Source organism: Klebsiella pasteurii (assembly GCF_018139045.1).
GTDB lineage: Bacteria > Pseudomonadota > Gammaproteobacteria > Enterobacterales > Enterobacteriaceae > Klebsiella > Klebsiella grimontii.
In genome coordinates this window covers 5,794,500-5,812,307 of sequence record NZ_CP073236.1, presented here as the reverse complement: position 1 = coordinate 5,812,307, position 17,808 = coordinate 5,794,500, and the positions used below count along the sequence as shown (strand labels likewise).

Here is a 17,808-nt window from a genome sequence, read left to right as displayed (position 1 = left end):
CTTATCCTCCGGTAACCGGCGGGAAAAACGCCACTTCATCACCGGCCGCCAGCGGATGATCGAAGGTGGTCAGCGTCTGATTTACCGCCGCCAGCAGTTTGCCCTCTTCCAGCGCCAGCGCCCAGCGGTCGCCGCGGGCGATCAGTTGCTGGCGAACGGCTTCAACCGTGGAAAGCCCGTGCGGATCGAGCGTCAGGGAATCGGTGCCGAGCAGTTCACGCACCTGAGCAAAAAAAAGAACCTTAATCATGGCTATCTTCCACTTTAAAATCGCCGGACTTGCCGCCGCTTTTCGCCAGCAGGCGCACCGGGCCAATCACCATATCTTTCTGTACCGCTTTGCACATATCGTAAATCGTCAGCGCGGCGACAGAGGCGGCGGTCAACGCTTCCATCTCAACGCCGGTTTTCCCGGTCAGGCGGCACAGGGATTCAATGCGCACCCGGTTATACTCGGGCTGCGCCTGCAGATTGACCTCAACTTTGCTCAGCATCAGCGGATGGCACAGCGGAATAAGCTCCCAGGTGCGCTTTGCCGCCTGGATCCCGGCGATGCGCGCGGTGGCGAAGACATCGCCTTTGTGATGGCTGCCGTCGATGATCATCGCCAGCGTCGTAGCCTGCATCTCAACATAGGCCTCGGCGCGCGCTTCGCGAACCGTCTCCGCTTTCGCCGAAACATCGACCATGTGCGCTTCGCCGGCGGCGTTAATATGGGTCAGCTGTGACATAAATTACTTCTTAAGGTGAGAGATAAAGTTGCACGGACGCGTACGCGCATCGAGCTGCGGCGCAATAATATTGTCCCACGCGGTACGACAGGCTTTGGTTGAGCCAGGCATCGCAAAAATCAGCGTACGGTTGGCGATCCCGGCAACAGCGCGGGACTGCAGGGTCGAGGTACCGATCTCTTCGAATGAGAGCATGCGGAACACCTCGCCGAAGCCTTCGACTTCGCGGTCAAACAGCGGCAGCAGCGCTTCCGGCGCCTGGTCGCCGTCGGTAAAGCCGGTGCCGCCGGTAATCAGCACCACCTGCGCCTCATCGCCGGCAATCCACGCCGATACCTGGGCGCGAATAGCGTAGCGGTTCTCTTTCACAATCGCCTTATCGACGATGACATGGCCTGCCTCCTCTGCCGCATCGCGCAGCCAGTGGCCGGAGGTGTCGTCCTCTTCGCCGCGTCGGCTGGAGACGGTGAGAATAGCAATACGGGTCGGGATAAACTCAGCGCTGGCCTGGCTCATCTGATCGCTCCTTAAAATGAATTATCCGCCGATATACGACAGGTTCTGCGTAATACCGGTGTTGCCCTGATGCAGGAAATGAGTTTGCTTTTTGTGCGTTAACGCCTCGGATATGCGCGCCTCCAGCGCCGGCTGCTGCTGCTCATCGGCGAGAAGATCGCGCAGGTCGACGCCGCCTTCGCCGAACAGGCACAGGTGCAATTTACCCACGGAAGAGACGCGCAGGCGGTTGCAGGTGGCGCAGAAATCTTTTTCATAAGGCATGATCAGGCCGATTTCCCCGGCATAGTCCGGATGGCAAAACACCTGCGCCGGGCCGTCGCTACGCTGGCGGATCTGATGGATCCAGCCGCGGCGCAGCAGCTCATCGCGCAGCACCATGCCCGAGATATGATGGCGGCGGAACAGATCGCTGCTTTCGCCGGTTTCCATCAATTCAATAAAACGCAGCTGAATGCGGCGCGGCTGGATCCACGCCAGAAAGGTGTCGAGCTGGTGATGGTTAACGTCGCGCATCAGCACGGTATTAACCTTCACTTTTTCGAAGCCAGCGGCAAAGGCGGCATCAATGCCGTCCATCACCTGACGAAACTTGTCCTGGCCGGTGATGGCGTGAAACTGACGCGCATCGAGGCTGTCCACGCTGACGTTAATCGCCGTCAGCCCGGCATCGCGCCAGCTTTCAACATCCCGCGCCAGCCGGTAGCCGTTGGTGGTGACCGCAATCTGGCGAATGGAGGGATTTTCCCGCACGGCGGCGATGATGTCAGTAAAATCGCGACGCAGCGAAGGCTCACCGCCGGTCAGGCGTACCTTTTCCGTCCCCAGGGCGGAGAATGCGCGAGTGACGTGACGAACCTCATCGACGCTGAGGAAGCCTTTATTGGTGACGGCGCCGGGCTTATAGCCATCGGGCAGGCAGTAGGTGCAACGAAAGTTGCAGACGTCGGTAATTGATAAGCGCAGATAGTAAAACTTCCGCGCATATGCATCGGTAAGCTGTGAAGCCATAGACACCTTTCCAAATACGGGAGACGCGGTCATTTCTTTCCGCGCCCTGGTGGCAACCGAAGTTGTCACGGCCAAAGCACCATATCTTTTGACACAGGCACAGAGGCTAGAGTGTTAACGGGTTATGCCGATAGTAGCGCTTTAATAACGGTTTCGCCATTTCCGATTTCGTTATATATTCAATTACATATCGCTACGATCGCGCATTTTCGCTACAGAATAGCTAAAAACCACGCTTTTGCATTGATGTCGGTCAGTTTGTCAGGTCCCGCCCATCGTCTTTTAGGGGTAGATCGGTTACTGTGAGCCCGATTAATTGTTATAAAGGATTTTTATGCGCAATCGTACTTTCGCCGATCTTGATCGCGTTGTGGCTCTCGGCGGCGGGCACGGCCTGGGCCGGGTGATGTCATCCCTCTCTTCGCTCGGTTCACGCCTTACCGGCATCGTCACCACCACCGATAACGGCGGCTCTACGGGACGCATTCGTCGCGCGGAAGGCGGCATCGCCTGGGGCGATATGCGCAACTGTATTAATCAACTTATCGCCGAACCTAGCGTAGCGTCAGCGATGTTTGAGTACCGTTTTAGCGGCAACGGCGAACTTTCCGGGCATAACCTCGGTAATTTGATGCTTAAGGCGCTGGATCACTTGAGCGTCCGGCCGCTTGAAGCGATCAATTTGATCAGAAATCTCCTTAAGGTTGACGCGTTTCTGATCCCGATGTCGGAACAACCGGTCGATCTGATGGCTATTGACCACGAAGGGCATGAAGTCTACGGCGAAGTGAATATCGATCAGCTTGCCAGCGTGCCGCGCGAGCTTATGCTCTCGCCGCCGGTCCCCACCACTCGCGAAGCGATAGAAGCCATCGCCGAAGCCGACTTAATCCTGATTGGCCCCGGCAGCTTCTATACCAGCCTGATGCCGATTCTGCTCCTCGATGAGATGGCGCAGGCGCTACGCCGCACGCCCGCGCCGATGGTATTTATCGATAACCTGGGCAAAGAGCACAGCCCGGCAGCCAGCCTGACGCTGGCGGACAGAGTGGCCATTATGGAACAGCAGATCGGTAAACGGGTGATTGACGCGCTAGTTGTCGGCCCGAAGGCCGATGTCGCAGGGATTGAAAATCGGGTCGTCATTCAGACGCCCCTGGACGCCAGCGATGTGCCCTACCGCCACGATCGGCAGCTATTACGCCGCGCGCTGGATAAAGCGATTCAGGCATTAGGCTAATCCTCAAAACAGGCTTACTGTCGGGACAAAATCAGGCTGGCTTAAAATCTTAAGGTTGTCTTAAAAAAAAACGGGCAGCATAGCGAACATCTCTTTATGTGGACGTTCGCTATGTCGTTATTTTCTTTACGCCGGCCAATGCTTAACCGTACGGTCTATTTGATTCTTTTCGCCAGCTATATCGGTCTGGTGCTGAATATCGCTTTCTATCGCCAGGCGTTTACCCTGCTGCCGGTCAACGGTCTGCACAACTGGCTGGTGTTCCTCAGTATGCCGATTGTGGCCATCAGCGTGATGAATATCATCACCACGATAGCGTCGTTCCTGAAGCTTGACCGCCTCGTCATCAGCCTGTTTATTTTGCTGAGCGCCTCGGCCCAGTATTTTATCTGGACCTTCGGGGTGATTATCGATCGGGCGATGATCACCAATATTCTTGATACTACGCCCGCCGAAAGCTTTGCGCTTCTCTCAGGCAGAATGGTCCTGATACTGGGTCTCACCGGCGTGCTAGCGGTGGTCGCGGCCTGGTGGGTTAAAATCCGCAAACCGGCCACCCTGTGGCGCAGCGTGGCGGTAAGGCTGGTGAGCATCGTGGTTTCAGCGCTGCTGATTATTCTGGTCGCGGCATTTTTTTATAAGGATTACGCCTCGCTGTTTCGCAATAACAAAGAGCTGGTGAAGTCCCTGAGCCCGTCAAACAGCATTGTGGCGGTGAATTCATGGTATGCACATAACAGAATGGACAATCTTCCGCTGGTCAAAATTGGCGAAGACGCGGTTCAGAAACCGGAGATGCGCAGCGGACCGCGGAAAAACCTGACCATCGTGGTATTAGGCGAAACCTCAAGGGCGGCCAACTTTTCCCTGAACGGCTACACCCGCGAGACCAACCCGCGCCTGAAACAGGATAATGTTATCTATTTCCCCGACACCACTTCCTGCGGCACCGCAACCGCGGTTTCCGTGCCGTGCATGTTCTCTAATATGCCTCGCGCCCACTATGATGAAGAGCTGGCGCACCACCAGGAAGGCGTGCTGGATATCCTGCAGCGGGCGGGAATTCAGGTGCAGTGGAATGATAACGACGGCGGCTGTAAAGGGGCCTGTGATCGTGTGCCGCACCAGAACGTCACCGATCTCAAGCTGAGCGGCCAGTGCATCGACGGCGAGTGCTACGATGAGGTGCTGTTCCATAACCTGGATAGCTATATCGACAATCTTCAGCAGGACGGGATTATTGTTCTGCACACCATCGGCAGCCACGGTCCGACCTACTACAATCGCTATCCGGCGCAGTTTAAACAGTTTACGCCGACCTGCGATACCAACGAAATTCAGAGCTGTACCCAGCAGCAGCTCACCAATACCTACGACAATACGATTTTGTATGTCGATTATGTGGTCGACAAAGCGATAAAATTACTCCAGTCAAAGCAGGATAAATTTACCACCAGCCTGGTGTATCTGTCGGATCACGGCGAGTCGCTTGGCGAGGATGGGGTATATTTGCACGGGCTGCCGTGGTCCATCGCGCCGGAGACGCAAAAACACGTCCCGATGCTGCTGTGGCTGTCCGCGGATTATCAACAGCGCTATGGCGTGTCCAGCCAGTGTTTGCAGCAAAAAGCGAAAACGCAAGCGTATTCGCAGGATAATCTCTTCTCCACCCTGCTCGGTCTGCTCGGGGTCAGTACCCGCGAGTACCAGGCAACAGACGATATCTTAACGCCATGTAGAGAGGCAGGCCGATGAAAATTTTAGTCATTGAAGACGATGCGCTCCTGTTACAGGGATTAATCCTGGCGATGCAAAGCGAGGGTTACGTCTGCGACGGCGTGTCAACCGCCCACGAAGCAGCGCTCTCTCTGGCCAGCAATCACTATAGTCTGGTGGTCCTCGACCTCGGCCTGCCGGATGAGGACGGCCTGCACTTCCTGGCGCGCATGCGACGGGAGAAGTTCAGCCAGCCGGTGCTGATCCTCACCGCCCGCGATACCGTGGATGACCGCATCAGCGGCCTGGATACCGGCGCGGATGACTACCTGGTTAAACCGTTTGCGCTGGAAGAGCTTAACGCGCGCATTCGTGCCCTGCTGCGTCGTCACAACAATCAGGGCGATAACGAACTGACCGTCGGCAATTTACGCCTGAACGTCACCCGGCGACTGGTCTGGATCGGCGAACAGTCTCTGGATTTAACCCCCAAAGAGTACGCCCTGCTTTCTCGTCTGATGATGAAGGCGGGCAGCCCGGTGCATCGCGAAATTCTCTATAACGATATTTACAGCTGGGACAACGAACCGGCCACCAACACGCTGGAGGTGCATATCCATAATCTGCGCGATAAAGTCGGCAAATCACGCATCCGCACCGTTCGGGGCTTTGGCTATATGCTGGTTGATAACGCGGAGACCGAATAACGCTATGGCTTTTTTTGTCAGTGAAAACTGGACTATGCGTCATCGGCTGCTGCTGACAATTGGCGTTATTCTGGCCGTTTGTCAGCTCATCAGCGTGTTCTGGCTGTGGCATGAAAGCCAGGAACAGATACAGCTGCTGGTCGCCAGCGCCATCGAAGGGCATAACAATCAGAAGCATATTGAGCACGAGGTTCGCGAAGCGGTAGCCAGCCTGCTGATCCCGAGCCTGCTGATTATTGGCCTGGCGCTGTATATTTCCCTGCTGGCGGTTAAAAAAATCACCAGGCCGCTTTCCAGACTGCAGCTTGAGCTGGAAAGCCGCACCCCGGACAATCTGCAGCCTATCACGCTGAAGGAATCGGTTCCTGAAGTCACCGCGGTGACCACCGCGATTAATCAGCTGGTGTCCCGCCTGAATTTAACCCTCGATCGCGAGCGTCTGTTTACCGCCGACGTCGCCCATGAGCTACGCACGCCGCTGGCCGGGCTGCGTCTGCACCTGGAGCTGCTGGCGAAAGTGCACAACGTTAGCGTGGACCCGCTGATACAGCGTCTCGATCAAATGACCAACAGCATTTCTCAACTGCTTCAGCTGGCGCGCGTCGGCCAGTCATTCTCCGCCGGTAGCTATCAGCAGGTTGCGCTAAAAGAGGATGTTTTCGAGCCGCTGCAGGACGAGCTCGAAACGATGCTGCAGCAGCGCCAGCAAAAGCTGGTGTTCAGCGAAAAAGAGGGTGAAGCGGTGGTTTCGGGCGACGCCACGCTGGTGCAGGTAATCCTGCGAAATCTGGTGGAAAACGCCCATCGCTATAGCCCGACGGGGTCGACGATTAAAGTGTCGATAGCGCCCGGCCCAACGCCAATTCTGGCGATCGAAGACGAAGGCCCGGGAATCGATGAGGCGAAAAGCGGTGAATTAAGCAAAGCGTTCGTTCGCATGGACAGCCGCTACGGCGGTATTGGTCTTGGGTTAAGCATCGTCACCCGCATCGCCCAGCTGCACGACGCGCAGTTCTTTTTACATAACCGTCAGCCCGGCCCCGGCGTTCGCGCCTGGGTACTCTTCCCTAAAGCTTCGCGTCAGAACGTCAGCACCCACTGATGGAAAAAGGCAACGACAATAACAAACGCGCAGGTGACTGCCAGGTATTCGCGGAAGGTTAATTTTTGCATGGCGCTATCCTCAGTAAAGTGAGGATAGTTTCGCCAAACAAGATTAAGCCAACATTAAGCATCAGGGAAAATCGCGACAGAGGTGCAATAAATAACCAAAGCATTCCGGCCACCTCGTTTTGTCGCAGGGCCCGCTTTTCTGTCGGGTGGCGGCTAGCGCCTTACCCGACATGCGAACAACACATCCCGTCCATCACCCCGAAGACCCGTAAGGTCCTGGCGATTACTCCGCTACGAAGCGGCGATAAACAGCTCGCGCAACTGGTGAAGCTGGTCGCGAATTTGCGCCGCCTCTTCGAACTCCAGGTTCTGCGCGTGCTGCATCATCTGCCCTTCCAGCTCGTGAATCTTCTGCTGAAGCGCCTTCGGCGTGAGGGCGACCGTATCCGCCTCAACCGGTGAGCGGGACTTGCCGCGCCCCTTGGTTTTGGTTTTCGCGATATTCTGTCCAAGCGCCAGAATGTCGACCACTTTCTTGTTGAGCCCCTGCGGAACAATGCCGTGCTCTTCATTGTACGCCTGCTGCTTCTCACGGCGGCGCTCGGTTTCACCGATCGCTTTCGCCATCGACGGGGTGATTTTATCGCCGTAGAGAATCGCTTTGCCGTTGATATTTCGCGCCGCGCGGCCAATGGTCTGAATCAGCGAGCGTTCAGAGCGCAGGAAGCCTTCTTTATCAGCATCAAGGATCGCCACCAGCGAGACTTCCGGCATATCCAAACCTTCACGCAGCAGGTTGATGCCCACCAGAACGTCAAACTCGCCGAGGCGCAGGTCGCGGATAATCTCCATGCGCTCCACGGTGTCGATGTCCGAGTGCAGGTAGCGAACCCGCTCGCCGTGCTCTTCCAGATATTCGGTTAAATCTTCCGCCATCCGTTTGGTCAGCGTCGTGACCAGCACGCGCTCGTTGATCGCGGTGCGGATGCGAATTTCCGAGAGTAGATCGTCGACCTGGGTGCCCACCGGACGCACTTCGATAACCGGATCCAGCAGCCCCGTAGGACGGACGACCTGATCCACCACCTCGTCGCCGGATTTATCCAGCTCATAGGCCCCCGGCGTCGCCGATACGTAGATAGTTTGCGGCGCCAGGGCCTCAAACTCTTCAAACTTCATTGGCCGGTTATCGAGCGCCGACGGCAGACGGAAACCGTACTCCACCAGCGTCTCTTTACGCGCCCGGTCCCCGCGGTACATGCCGCCGATTTGCGGGATCGTAACGTGGGATTCATCAATCACCAGCAGACCATCGGCCGGCAGGTAGTCAAACAGCGTCGGCGGCGGCTCGCCCGGGCCGCGGCCCGACAGGTAGCGCGAGTAGTTTTCAATCCCCGAACAGTAGCCCAGCTCGTTCATCATTTCGAGGTCGAACTGCGTACGCTGGCTCAGGCGCTGCTCTTCCAGCAGCTTGTTGTTCTCCAGCAGCACCTTACGCCGCTCCGCCAGTTCCACTTTAATCTCTTCCATCGCCTGGACGATACGCTCGCGCGGGGTGACGTAGTGGGTCTTCGGGTAGACGGTGAAACGCGGGATCGTCGACTCGATATGACCGGTCAGCGGATCGAATAGCGACAGGCGCTCAACTTCCTCATCGAACAGCTCAACGCGCAGCGCGACGTCGTCAGATTCCGCCGGGAAGATATCAATCACTTCGCCGCGCACGCGGAAGGTACCGCGCTGGAAGGCCTGATCGTTGCGGGTATACTGCAGCTCGGCCAGGCGGCGCAAGATAGCGCGCTGGTCAATGATCATGCCCACCGTCAGGTGCAGCATCATCTTCAGATAGAGGTCCGGGTCGCCCAGGCCGTAAATAGCGGAGACCGACGCCACCACCACCACGTCGCGACGCTCCAGCAGGGCTTTGGTCGCCGACAGACGCATCTGTTCAATGTGTTCGTTCACCGACGCATCTTTCTCGATGAAGGTGTCCGAGCTTGGCACATAGGCTTCCGGCTGGTAGTAGTCATAGTACGAGACGAAATACTCCACCGCGTTCTCCGGGAAGAACTCTTTCATCTCGCCGTAAAGCTGCGCCGCCAGGGTTTTGTTCGGCGCCAGCACCATCGTCGGGCGCTGCAGGTCAGCAATAACGTTGGCGATGGTAAACGTTTTACCTGAGCCGGTTACCCCGAGCAGCGTTTGATGCGCCAGGCCATCTTCCAGCCCCTCTTCCAGGCGACGAATGGCTTCCGGCTGGTCGCCGGAGGGACGGAAAGCAGAATGCAGCTTGAACGGTTTACTCATCAATCAGAACCTGAAGAAGGGTTGAACGGCAGGTGTTTAATTCTACTCGTCAGCTCAGCTTTTGCCAATAAAAAACACTGGATATAAAGCCAGTGTCCTATTATCGTATCCGGTCTAATTGGCGCTTTTTACCGCCAACATGGGCAAATAAAAAGCGCTTTACGGGATAATCCGCCACTCTGTAGGGTTATCCCCAAAAAGTATTGTCATTTAACATTTGTCAAGCGAGGGGATGAATGTTTTATGGCAGCCGGTGACACTTTTCTTACAGGCATTGCTTTTATCTAATCAATTGATATTTAATAGAATTTAATAAAAGACGGGTTTCGCGCCAATTCGCCCGCAGGCCGCGTACTCTCTAGCTTACCGCAAGTTTTCTAACTCTAATGCACAAGGTTATCCACAGGAATAGTGGATAACTGTCTGCAGCCCATGACCCGTGCCACCCGCACAAAACCGATCGCCTCGGCAAAACCCGCTGCGAAAAAAATTAATTGAATTTTTTTTGCTGTTTATCGACGAAGAGTAGCGAGATTTTTGCACCACGTTTCAGCGCGCGGGCACCGGGAAAGTGCAAGGCCGATCCGCTTTCGCCCGGCAGCACCTGTATAGACCAGCAAATACCGAGAGTTCTTTTTCCTGGCAAGAGATTTGCAGAATCTTCTTGTCGCCTGCTATCCCAGGAAAGGAGAAAACGTCTATGTTGAGTCTACGTGCCGTGAATCACTATTACGGAAGCCAGCACACGCTGTGGAATGTCGACCTCGAGCTCAGGCCCGGTAAATGCACCTGCGTAATGGGGCTTCAGGGGATGGGTAAAACCACGCTCGTCAATTGCATTACCGGCCATCTGCCGGTGGCCAGCGGCAGTATGACCTGGCAGGACGGCGGATCGGCGCCCTATGATCTGATGCCGCTCTCCGCGCAGTCGCGCAGCGCCATCGGCATTGGCTACGTCCCGCAGGATAAACGGATTTTTTCACAGCTGAGCGTCGAGGAAAATCTGCACATCGCCCTCGCGGCGGGCGGTGAATCGGCATCAGCGGTCGCCGGAGAGATTTACGATCTGTTTCCCGAGCTGTACGCTCTGCGGCAAAGTAAAGGGATTACCCTGACCGCCGACGACCAGTACCAGCTGGCGCTGGCGAGAGCGCTGATAACCCGCCCGCGCCTGCTGATCCTCGACGAGCCCTCACGCGGCGGCGGCCAGCGTTTCCTGCACAAACTTGGGGATTTACTGATGCGTCTGAACCGCGATATTGGCCTGACGGTGCTGATCGCCGAACAGCATCTGCCGTTTATTCGCCGGGTGGCGGATCGTTTCTGTCTACTGCACTGCGGACGCAGCGTCGCTCAGGGCGACGTTAACCAGCTGGATACTCCACTGCTGGCGAAGTGGATGACGCCCGATCCAGCGCGCTGAGGTCGAGATACTGTCCCAGATCCTCACGCTGAACCGCATTCGCCAGCCACGGGATCTCGCCGAGCAACGGCGCGGGCAGTACGCGCTTCAACGTCGCCAGATACTCAGAGTGGCGCCTGCCCGGCGGCTGGATATCATTGGCTATCCAGCCCGCCAGCGGCAGCCCGGCCTGAAGCACCGCCTGAGCGGTAAGCATCGCATGGTTGATGCACCCCAGCTTAACGCCGACCACTAAAATCACCGGCAGCCGCTCTTCCCGTACCCAATCGGCAAAGGTCAGCGTCTGCGAAAGCGGCGTAAACCAGCCCCCTGCCCCTTCCACCAGCAGCCAGTCAGACAGCGCTTCCAGACCGCGCAGGCCTGCAGAGATCGCGGCGGCGTCGATCGGCCTCCCTTCTTCGGCGCTGATAATATGCGGTGACGTCGGCTCAGCAAAGGTGAACGGGTTGACCTGCTCGTAGCGTAGCGCCACCCGGCTATTGCGCTGTAAAGACAGCGCATCCTCGTTGCGCAGACCCTGCGGCGTATATTCGCTGCCGGAAGCCACCGGTTTGTAGCCCGCGCTCTTAAATCCTTCGCGATTGGCCGCCTGCAGCAGAGCGCAGCTGGCGACGGTTTTACCCACCTCGGTGTCGGTGCCGGTAACGAAAAAACGTTTAATCACGTTCGATAACTCCTGTGAAAAGATGATACGTCAGCGGACACTGGCCCTGCTGCTGCGGCCAGGCGAGCTGAAGCTGCCTCAGCTTGCCGCGGCTGAGCGTAGCCGCGCCGCGCCCGTGGTGTAGATGGGTCGCGCCAATGCCTTTAAGCGAGCGCATCGCGCTGAGCGCGTCGGCAAACGGCAGCGTGATGGCGTGGACGTGGCCGCTGGCGCGGCGACCGGCCAGCGTCTGGCGCACCGCCTGCTCGCTGAGAAAACGGTTGGCGTGCGGCCGCGCATCGATGGCTCGCCAGGCCTGATTGAGCTCAGGTAAAGAACCTGACAGCAGCGTACTAAACGCGACGCGCCCGCCGGGCCGTACCACCCGGGACAGCTCATCAACGGCGGTAGCGAGATTGTCGCACCACTGAACCGCAAGATTGCTCCACGCCAGGTCAACACTACCGTCCGCCAGCGGCAGCGCTTCGATGTCGCCCTCCAGGTAGCGGTGCGCGCAGTTTCCGCGGCGGGCTTCCGCCAGCATGTCGACGGAAAGATCCAGTGCCGTCACCCGGCTCCCTGCATCGCGCCAGAAACGGCTTATGCTGCCGGGGCCGCAGCCCGCGTCCAGCACCTCAGGAAAGGTCTTGATATCCAGCTGTTCCAGCAGCAGAGAGGCACTTAGACGCTGTAATTCGTCGTGCTGGGTATAATGCCCCGCCGCGCGGCCAAACGCCGCCGCGATGGCGCGCTTATTCACCGCCGTCATGCAGCACCTCCAGCAGGCGAGCGATATCGGCAGACTTATGCGCGGCGGTCAGCGTCAGGCGCAGCCGCGCGCTGCCGGCGGGGACCGTCGGCGGGCGGATTGCCGTCGCCCAGCAGCCTTCCTCGCGCAGACGCGCCGCCAGCCGCAGCGCGCGCGCGTTATCACCGACGATCAGAGGCTGAATCGCGCTGCCAGAATCGGTGAGTTCACCGGGATAGTGGGACATTCCCCGGCGAAAGTCGGCGATATGGCCGGCCAGGGTTTCCCGCCGCTGCTGACCCTCGTCACTGCGAATCACGGCCAGCGCGGCGCTCAGCGCCACCGCTTGCGCCGGGGGCATGGCAGTGCTGTAAATCAGATGGCGGGCAAACTGCAGCAGATAATCCGCCAGCGCCTCGCTGCACAGCACCGCCGCGCCGCTGACGCCAAACGCTTTACCGAAGGTGACGATAAGCAGATCCGGGCGTATCTGCTGCGTATGGCAGCTACCGCGCCCCTCTTCGCCGAGCGCGCCGATACCGTGCGCGTCGTCAACCAGCAGAAGCGCGCCCGCGACCCGCGACGCCTGGCAAACCTCCGCCAGCGGCGCGCTATCGCCGTCCATGCTAAAAATGCCTTCGGTCACCACCAGTTGCTGGCCAGTAAGCGGTTTCGCCAGCAACTCGTCAAGATGGCGGCAGTCATTGTGCTGAAAGCGTCGCAGCTGCGCCGGGCTCAGGCTGGCGGCTTCCAGCAGCGATGCGTGGCTGAGACGGTCGGCGACAATCCGATCCTCTTTGCCCGCCAGCGCGGCAATTACCGCCTGGTTCGCAGCAAAGCCGGAAATAAACAGCAGCGCGCGCGGATAGCCCAGCCAGTCGGCCAGCTGCTCCTCCAGCGCGCGGTGCGCCTCGCTATAGCCGCTGACGTGGCCGGAGCCGCCGCTGCCGACGCCGTAGCGCTCCGCGCCCTGCTGCCAGGCCTTGACGACAGCCGGATGCTGGCTGAGGCCAAGATAATCGTTGCTGGAAAAATTGAGCCAGCGCCGTCCTTCGCGGCTGAGCCAGCGTCCTGCGCCCAGCGTCACCGGTAGGCGACTGCGCAAGGCATCCGCCGCTCGCCGCTCCTCCAGCGCCAGCTCGATACGGTGCTGCCAGCTCATAGCGCCGCCGCGTTGTAATATTCCTCGGTATCCGGATTCATCAGCGCCTGCTCCAGGCGCTGCTGCTGGGCGTTATCGCCTTCCAGCACCGCGGTCTGCTGCGGGTTAATGCCCAGCTTGCGGAACAGCTGCAGGTCTTTGTCCTCTTCCGGGTTTGGCGTGGTCAGCAGCTTGCAGCCGTAGAAAATCGAGTTCGCTCCGGCCATGAAGCACATCGCCTGGGTCTGTTCGTTCATCTGTTCGCGCCCGGCGGAAAGACGCACGTGCGAGGTTGGCATCATGATGCGCGCAATGGCGATAGTACGAATAAAATCAAAGGCGTCCACGTCGTCGTTGTCCGCCAGCGGCGTGCCTTTAACCTTCACCAGCATGTTGATCGGCACGCTTTCCGGCGGCGTCGGCAGATTGGCCAACTGCAGCAGCAGCCCGGCGCGGTCTTTAACCGTTTCGCCAAGCCCGACAATCCCGCCGGAGCACACTTTAATCCCGGCATCGCGCACCTTGTCGAGGGTATCAAGGCGCTCCTGGTAGGTGCGGGTGGTGATGATATTGCCGTAGAACTCCGGCGAGGTATCAAGGTTGTGGTTGTAATAATCCAGACCGGCGCCGGCCAGGCGCTGCGCCTGGCTATCGTTGAGCGTACCGAGGGTCATGCAGGCTTCCAGCCCCAGCCCTTTCACCCCTTTCACCATCTGCTCAAGATACGGCATATCGCGATCGTTCGGATTCTTCCACGCCGCCCCCATACAGAAGCGGGTTGAACCGGCTTGTTTCGCCTGTCGCGCCGACTCCAGGACCTGTTCAACTTCCATCAGGCGCTCGGATTCGAGGCCGGTTTTATAGCGCGCGCTTTGCGGGCAGTATTTGCAGTCTTCCGGGCAGGCGCCGGTCTTAATCGACAGCAGCGTGCTGACCTGAACCTGGCGCGGGTCGAAGTGCTGGCGATGGATCTGTTGCGCTTCAAACAGCAGGTCCAGAAAGGGTTTATTAAATAACTCAGTAACTTGCGACATTGTCCAGCGGAGGTGGTGAGCCATTAGCCTCTCCCAAGGGTTTTGTTAATTGTTGGTTCGGTTTATACTCGTAAACCTAAATGTTTTCAAAATGGTTTACAAGTCGATTATGACAACGGACGATCTCGCTTTCGATCGGCGCCACATCTGGCACCCTTACACTTCAATGACTTCGCCGCTGCCGGTCTATCCGGTCGTGGCCGCCCACGGCTGTGAGCTGACCCTCGCCGACGGCGGGCAGCTGGTTGACGGCATGTCGTCCTGGTGGGCGGCGATTCACGGCTACAACCACCCGCGGCTGAACGCGGCGATGAAAGGGCAGATTGAGCAGATGTCGCACGTGATGTTCGGCGGGATCGTTCACCCTCCCGCGATCGCCCTGTGCCGCCAGCTGGTGGCGATGACGCCGGAAAGCCTTGAGTGCGTGTTCCTCGCCGATTCCGGTTCCGTCGCCGTTGAAGTGGCGATGAAAATGGCGCTGCAGTACTGGCAGGCGAAGGGCGACCCGCGCCGACGCTTTCTTACCTTCCGCAACGGCTATCATGGCGATACCTTCGGCGCGATGTCGGTCTGCGATCCGGCGAACTCAATGCACAGCCTGTGGCAGGGTTATTTGCCCGATAACCTCTTCGCCCCGGCGCCGCAAAGCCGCTTTGACGGTGAATGGGATGAGCGGGATATCGTGCCGTTCGCCCGGCTGATGGCCGCCCATCGTCATGAAATCGCCGCGGTGATCCTCGAGCCGATTGTCCAGGGGGCGGGAGGCATGCGGATGTACCATCCCGAGTGGCTCAGGCGGATCCGCAAGATGTGCGATCGGGAAGGCATTCTGCTGATTGCCGATGAGATTGCCACTGGCTTTGGCCGAACGGGTAAGCTGTTCGCCTGCGAGCACGCGGCTATCGCGGCGGATATTCTGTGCCTCGGCAAAGCGCTGACCGGCGGCACCATGACGCTCTCCGCCACCCTCACCACTCGTCAGGTGGCGGAAACCATCAGCGACGGTGAAGCCGGCTGCTTTATGCACGGCCCGACCTTTATGGGCAACCCGCTGGCCTGCGCGGCGGCGACCGAGAGCCTGCGCCTGCTGGAAAGCGGCGAATGGCAGCAGCAGGTGGCGGCCATTGAAGCGCAGCTCAACGCCGAGCTGGCGCCGGCGCGCGAATCCGCGCAGGTTGCCGATGTGCGGGTGCTGGGAGCCATTGGCGTGGTCGAGACGCATCGGCCGGTCAACATGGCCGCTCTGCAGCGCTTTTTCGTCGAGCAAGGCGTGTGGATCCGCCCGTTCGGGCGCCTTATCTACCTGATGCCGCCGTACATCATTACGCCGGCACAGCTAAGCCGCCTGACGCGGGCGGTTAACATCGCTGTTCAGGATGAAACATTTTTTAGCGAATAAGCGACGGTAAAGGCGCGCCTCACGCGCTACACTTCTTTGCTAATCAGTGAATTAATGCGAGGAGAGACGATGAAATTAATCAGTCATGATTTGCAGGATGGCGAGAAGCTGCCCAATCGTCATGTCTTCAACGGTATGGGCTACGATGGCGATAATATTTCGCCGCATCTGGCGTGGGACGATGTCCCGGCCGGAACCAAAAGCTTTGTGGTGACCTGTTTCGATCCCGATGCGCCGACCGGCTCCGGCTGGTGGCACTGGGTGGTGGCCAACCTGCCGGCCGATACCCGCGTGCTACCGCAGGGAGCGGGCTCCGGGCAGGCGGAACTGCCCGAAGAAGCGATACAGACCCGCACCGATTTTGGCCAGGCCGGGTACGGCGGCGCGGCACCGCCAAAGGGCGAGACCCATCGCTATATCTTTACCGTCCACGCGCTGGACGTCGAAAAGATTGACGTCGATGAGGGCGCAAGCGGCGCGATGGTAGGCTTTAACGTCCATTTCCACAGCCTCGGCAGCGCGTCGATTAGCGCCCTGTTTAGCTAACGATCCCGGATTACGGCGTAAACGCTTTATCCGGGCTACGAGTTCATGCAATTTGGTCGCCCGGGTAAGGCGTTAGCCGCACCCGGGAAAACCAAAACAATCACGACTCCGTCATCGCCAGCACGGCGTTTTTGCGCACCCGCGCAAACCACACTGCCGTCAGCAGTCCGAGCCACACCAGACCGGCGATCAGCGCAATCCGCGTCTCTTCCACCATTCCGAGCACCGCAATTACCAGCCCCATAAACAGCAGCGTCAGCAGCGGCGCAACCGGCCAGAACGGCACCGGGAACGCGATATTGCCGCGCTCTTCCGCGGACAGGCCGCGACGCATCGCAAAGTGGGCGAGCAGGATCATCACCCAGACCCACACCGTCGCGAAGGCCGCCAGCGAAGCGATCAGCACAAACACCTGCTCCGGCATCAGGTAGTTCAACACCACCGCCGCCAGCAGCGCCACGCCCATCACCACCACCGTCATCCACGGCACGCCGTTGCTGGCGATACGCTGGAAGCTCTTCGGCGCCAGCCCCTCTTTCGCCATACCGTACATCATGCGCCCCGCGCCGAAAATATCGCTGTTGATCGCCGAAATACTGGCGCTGATGACGATGATATTCAGAATGGTGGCCGCCGCAGGAATACCCAGACCCTCAAAAATCAGCACGAAAGGACTGCCCCGCTCGCCGAAGCTATTCCACGGGAATATCGCCATCAGAATGGCCAGGGTGCAGACATAGAACAGCACGATACGCAGCGGGATAGTGTTGATCGCCTGCGGGATCACCTTCTGCGGATTCTTCGCTTCCGCCGCGGTCACGCCGATAATCTCGACGCCGCCAAAGGCAAACATCACGATACCGAGCGAGGCAATAATCCCCTCCCAGCCGTTAGGGGCAAAGCCGCCGTGGCTCCATAGGTTCTCCAGCCCGGTTGCCGGGAAAGCATTACCGAACCCGAAGAAAATAATGCTGCCGCCCGCCACAATCATGGCGATAATCGCCACCACTTTGATCAGCGACAGCCAGAACTCCATCTCGCCAAAAACGCGCACGCTGCACAGGTTCATGGCGCCGATAAAAAAGATAATGCTTAGCACCCAAATCCAGCGCGGAACATCGGGATACCACAGTCCCATATAGATGCCGAAAGCGGTAACGTCCGCGAGGGCGACGATCACCATTTCAAAAGTGTAGGTCCAGCCGGTGATAAACCCCGCCAGCGGACCAAGATACTGGCGCGCGTAGCTGCTGAAGGAGCCGGAAACAGGGTTGCGTACCGCCATTTCCCCCAGCGCGCGCATCACGATAAACACCGCCGCGCCGCCGATCAGATAGGCCAGCAGTACCGCCGGGCCCGCGGCTTTGATCGCCGATGCCGAGCCGTAAAACAGCCCGGTACCGATGGCGGAGCCGAGGGCGATAAAACGAATGTGCCGGGCGTTCAGCCCGCGCAGCAGGTGTGGCTTGTTTTGTTGTTGCATATGCAAGTGTCCTGATAGTTTTTATACGACGACAAATATGCGTGTAGGGT

Annotated in this window: 17 protein-coding genes and 1 riboswitch; of the genes, 7 read left to right on the top strand and 10 right to left on the bottom strand. The window is 58.6% G+C overall.

Features of this window, described 5'->3' with window-relative positions:
- Position 1: 1 nt before the first annotated feature.
- From moaD to moaA, 4 genes are all read right to left on the bottom strand, one after another.
- A complete protein-coding gene (gene moaD, locus KCG39_RS27145; RefSeq protein ID WP_004130677.1) occupies positions 2 to 250 on the bottom strand; it encodes a molybdopterin synthase sulfur carrier subunit in 249 nt (82 codons plus the stop codon).
- A complete protein-coding gene (gene moaC, locus KCG39_RS27140) occupies positions 243 to 731 on the bottom strand; it encodes a cyclic pyranopterin monophosphate synthase MoaC (protein ID WP_004130675.1) in 489 nt (162 codons plus the stop codon). The genes moaD and moaC overlap by 8 nt, the downstream gene beginning before the upstream one ends.
- 3 nt (positions 732 to 734) lie before the next feature.
- Positions 735 to 1,247 carry a molybdenum cofactor biosynthesis protein B gene (gene moaB, locus KCG39_RS27135; RefSeq protein ID WP_004130673.1) on the bottom strand — a complete coding sequence of 171 codons (513 nt, stop codon included), beginning with the start codon at positions 1,245 to 1,247 and terminating at the stop codon, positions 735 to 737.
- Between the two features lie 21 nt (positions 1,248 to 1,268).
- The gene (gene moaA, locus KCG39_RS27130; RefSeq protein WP_004130670.1) at positions 1,269 to 2,258 is read right to left on the bottom strand and encodes a GTP 3',8-cyclase MoaA; all 990 of its coding nucleotides are present in this window, start codon (positions 2,256 to 2,258) and stop codon (positions 1,269 to 1,271) included.
- Positions 2,246 to 2,384, bottom strand: a riboswitch (molybdenum cofactor riboswitch). It overlaps the preceding gene by 13 nt.
- A gap of 208 nt (positions 2,385 to 2,592) precedes the next feature.
- Between moaA and yvcK the strand changes: the two genes are divergently transcribed.
- From yvcK to pmrB, 4 genes are all read left to right on the top strand, one after another.
- A complete protein-coding gene (yvcK, locus tag KCG39_RS27125; RefSeq protein WP_049113355.1) occupies positions 2,593 to 3,498 on the top strand; it encodes a uridine diphosphate-N-acetylglucosamine-binding protein YvcK in 906 nt (301 codons plus the stop codon).
- 111 nt (positions 3,499 to 3,609) lie between these two features.
- Positions 3,610 to 5,253 (top strand): phosphoethanolamine transferase EptA, encoded by a 1,644-nt coding sequence (eptA, locus tag KCG39_RS27120; RefSeq protein ID WP_087830011.1) that lies wholly within the window; start codon positions 3,610 to 3,612, stop codon positions 5,251 to 5,253.
- A complete protein-coding gene (pmrA, locus tag KCG39_RS27115; RefSeq protein WP_004130665.1) occupies positions 5,250 to 5,921 on the top strand; it encodes a two-component system response regulator PmrA in 672 nt (223 codons plus the stop codon). Before eptA ends, pmrA begins: the two co-directional genes overlap by 4 nt.
- Before the next feature lie 4 nt (positions 5,922 to 5,925).
- Positions 5,926 to 7,023 carry a two-component system sensor histidine kinase PmrB gene (gene pmrB, locus KCG39_RS27110; RefSeq protein ID WP_004130664.1) on the top strand — a complete coding sequence of 366 codons (1,098 nt, stop codon included), beginning with the start codon at positions 5,926 to 5,928 and terminating at the stop codon, positions 7,021 to 7,023.
- A gap of 302 nt (positions 7,024 to 7,325) precedes the next feature.
- On the opposite strand, the gene uvrB is transcribed toward pmrB, so the two are convergent.
- Positions 7,326 to 9,341 (bottom strand): excinuclease ABC subunit UvrB, encoded by a 2,016-nt coding sequence (uvrB, locus tag KCG39_RS27105; protein WP_004130663.1) that lies wholly within the window; start codon positions 9,339 to 9,341, stop codon positions 7,326 to 7,328.
- A 700-nt stretch (positions 9,342 to 10,041) separates the two neighbouring features.
- On the opposite strand from uvrB, the gene KCG39_RS27100 reads away from it, so the two are divergent.
- Positions 10,042 to 10,764: an ABC transporter ATP-binding protein gene (locus KCG39_RS27100; protein WP_004130662.1), complete on the top strand. Its 723-nt coding sequence runs from the start codon at positions 10,042 to 10,044 to the stop codon at positions 10,762 to 10,764.
- On the opposite strand, the gene bioD is transcribed toward KCG39_RS27100, so the two are convergent.
- Genes bioD through bioB form a run of 4 tightly spaced genes read right to left on the bottom strand, consistent with a single transcriptional unit; the run spans position 10,706 to position 14,354 of the window.
- On the bottom strand, positions 10,706 to 11,428 hold the full coding sequence (gene bioD / locus KCG39_RS27095) for a dethiobiotin synthase (RefSeq protein WP_142467788.1): 723 nt from the start codon (positions 11,426 to 11,428) through the stop codon (positions 10,706 to 10,708). The genes KCG39_RS27100 and bioD overlap by 59 nt on opposite strands.
- Complete coding sequence (bioC, locus tag KCG39_RS27090; protein WP_004130659.1) at positions 11,421 to 12,176, bottom strand: malonyl-ACP O-methyltransferase BioC; 756 nt, start codon at positions 12,174 to 12,176, stop codon at positions 11,421 to 11,423. The genes bioD and bioC overlap by 8 nt, the downstream gene beginning before the upstream one ends.
- Positions 12,160 to 13,317 carry an 8-amino-7-oxononanoate synthase gene (gene bioF, locus KCG39_RS27085; protein ID WP_087830008.1) on the bottom strand — a complete coding sequence of 386 codons (1,158 nt, stop codon included), beginning with the start codon at positions 13,315 to 13,317 and terminating at the stop codon, positions 12,160 to 12,162. The genes bioC and bioF overlap by 17 nt, the downstream gene beginning before the upstream one ends.
- Entirely contained in the window at positions 13,314 to 14,354 is a 1,041-nt protein-coding gene (gene bioB / locus KCG39_RS27080; RefSeq protein WP_142467789.1) for a biotin synthase BioB, read from the bottom strand. The genes bioF and bioB overlap by 4 nt, the downstream gene beginning before the upstream one ends.
- Before the next feature lie 85 nt (positions 14,355 to 14,439).
- Here bioB and bioA point away from each other — a divergent pair, with 85 nt between their 5' ends.
- Together bioA and KCG39_RS27070 are read left to right on the top strand one after the other, a co-directional pair.
- Positions 14,440 to 15,729, top strand: coding sequence for an adenosylmethionine--8-amino-7-oxononanoate transaminase (gene bioA, locus KCG39_RS27075; RefSeq protein WP_112165486.1), 1,290 nt, complete (start codon positions 14,440 to 14,442; stop codon positions 15,727 to 15,729).
- A 69-nt stretch (positions 15,730 to 15,798) separates the two neighbouring features.
- Positions 15,799 to 16,275: a kinase inhibitor gene (locus tag KCG39_RS27070; RefSeq protein ID WP_004130651.1), complete on the top strand. Its 477-nt coding sequence runs from the start codon at positions 15,799 to 15,801 to the stop codon at positions 16,273 to 16,275.
- A 100-nt stretch (positions 16,276 to 16,375) separates the two neighbouring features.
- On the opposite strand, the gene KCG39_RS27065 is transcribed toward KCG39_RS27070, so the two are convergent.
- The gene (locus tag KCG39_RS27065) at positions 16,376 to 17,758 is read right to left on the bottom strand and encodes an amino acid permease (protein ID WP_004130642.1); all 1,383 of its coding nucleotides are present in this window, start codon (positions 17,756 to 17,758) and stop codon (positions 16,376 to 16,378) included.
- Positions 17,759 to 17,808: the final 50 nt, after the last annotated feature.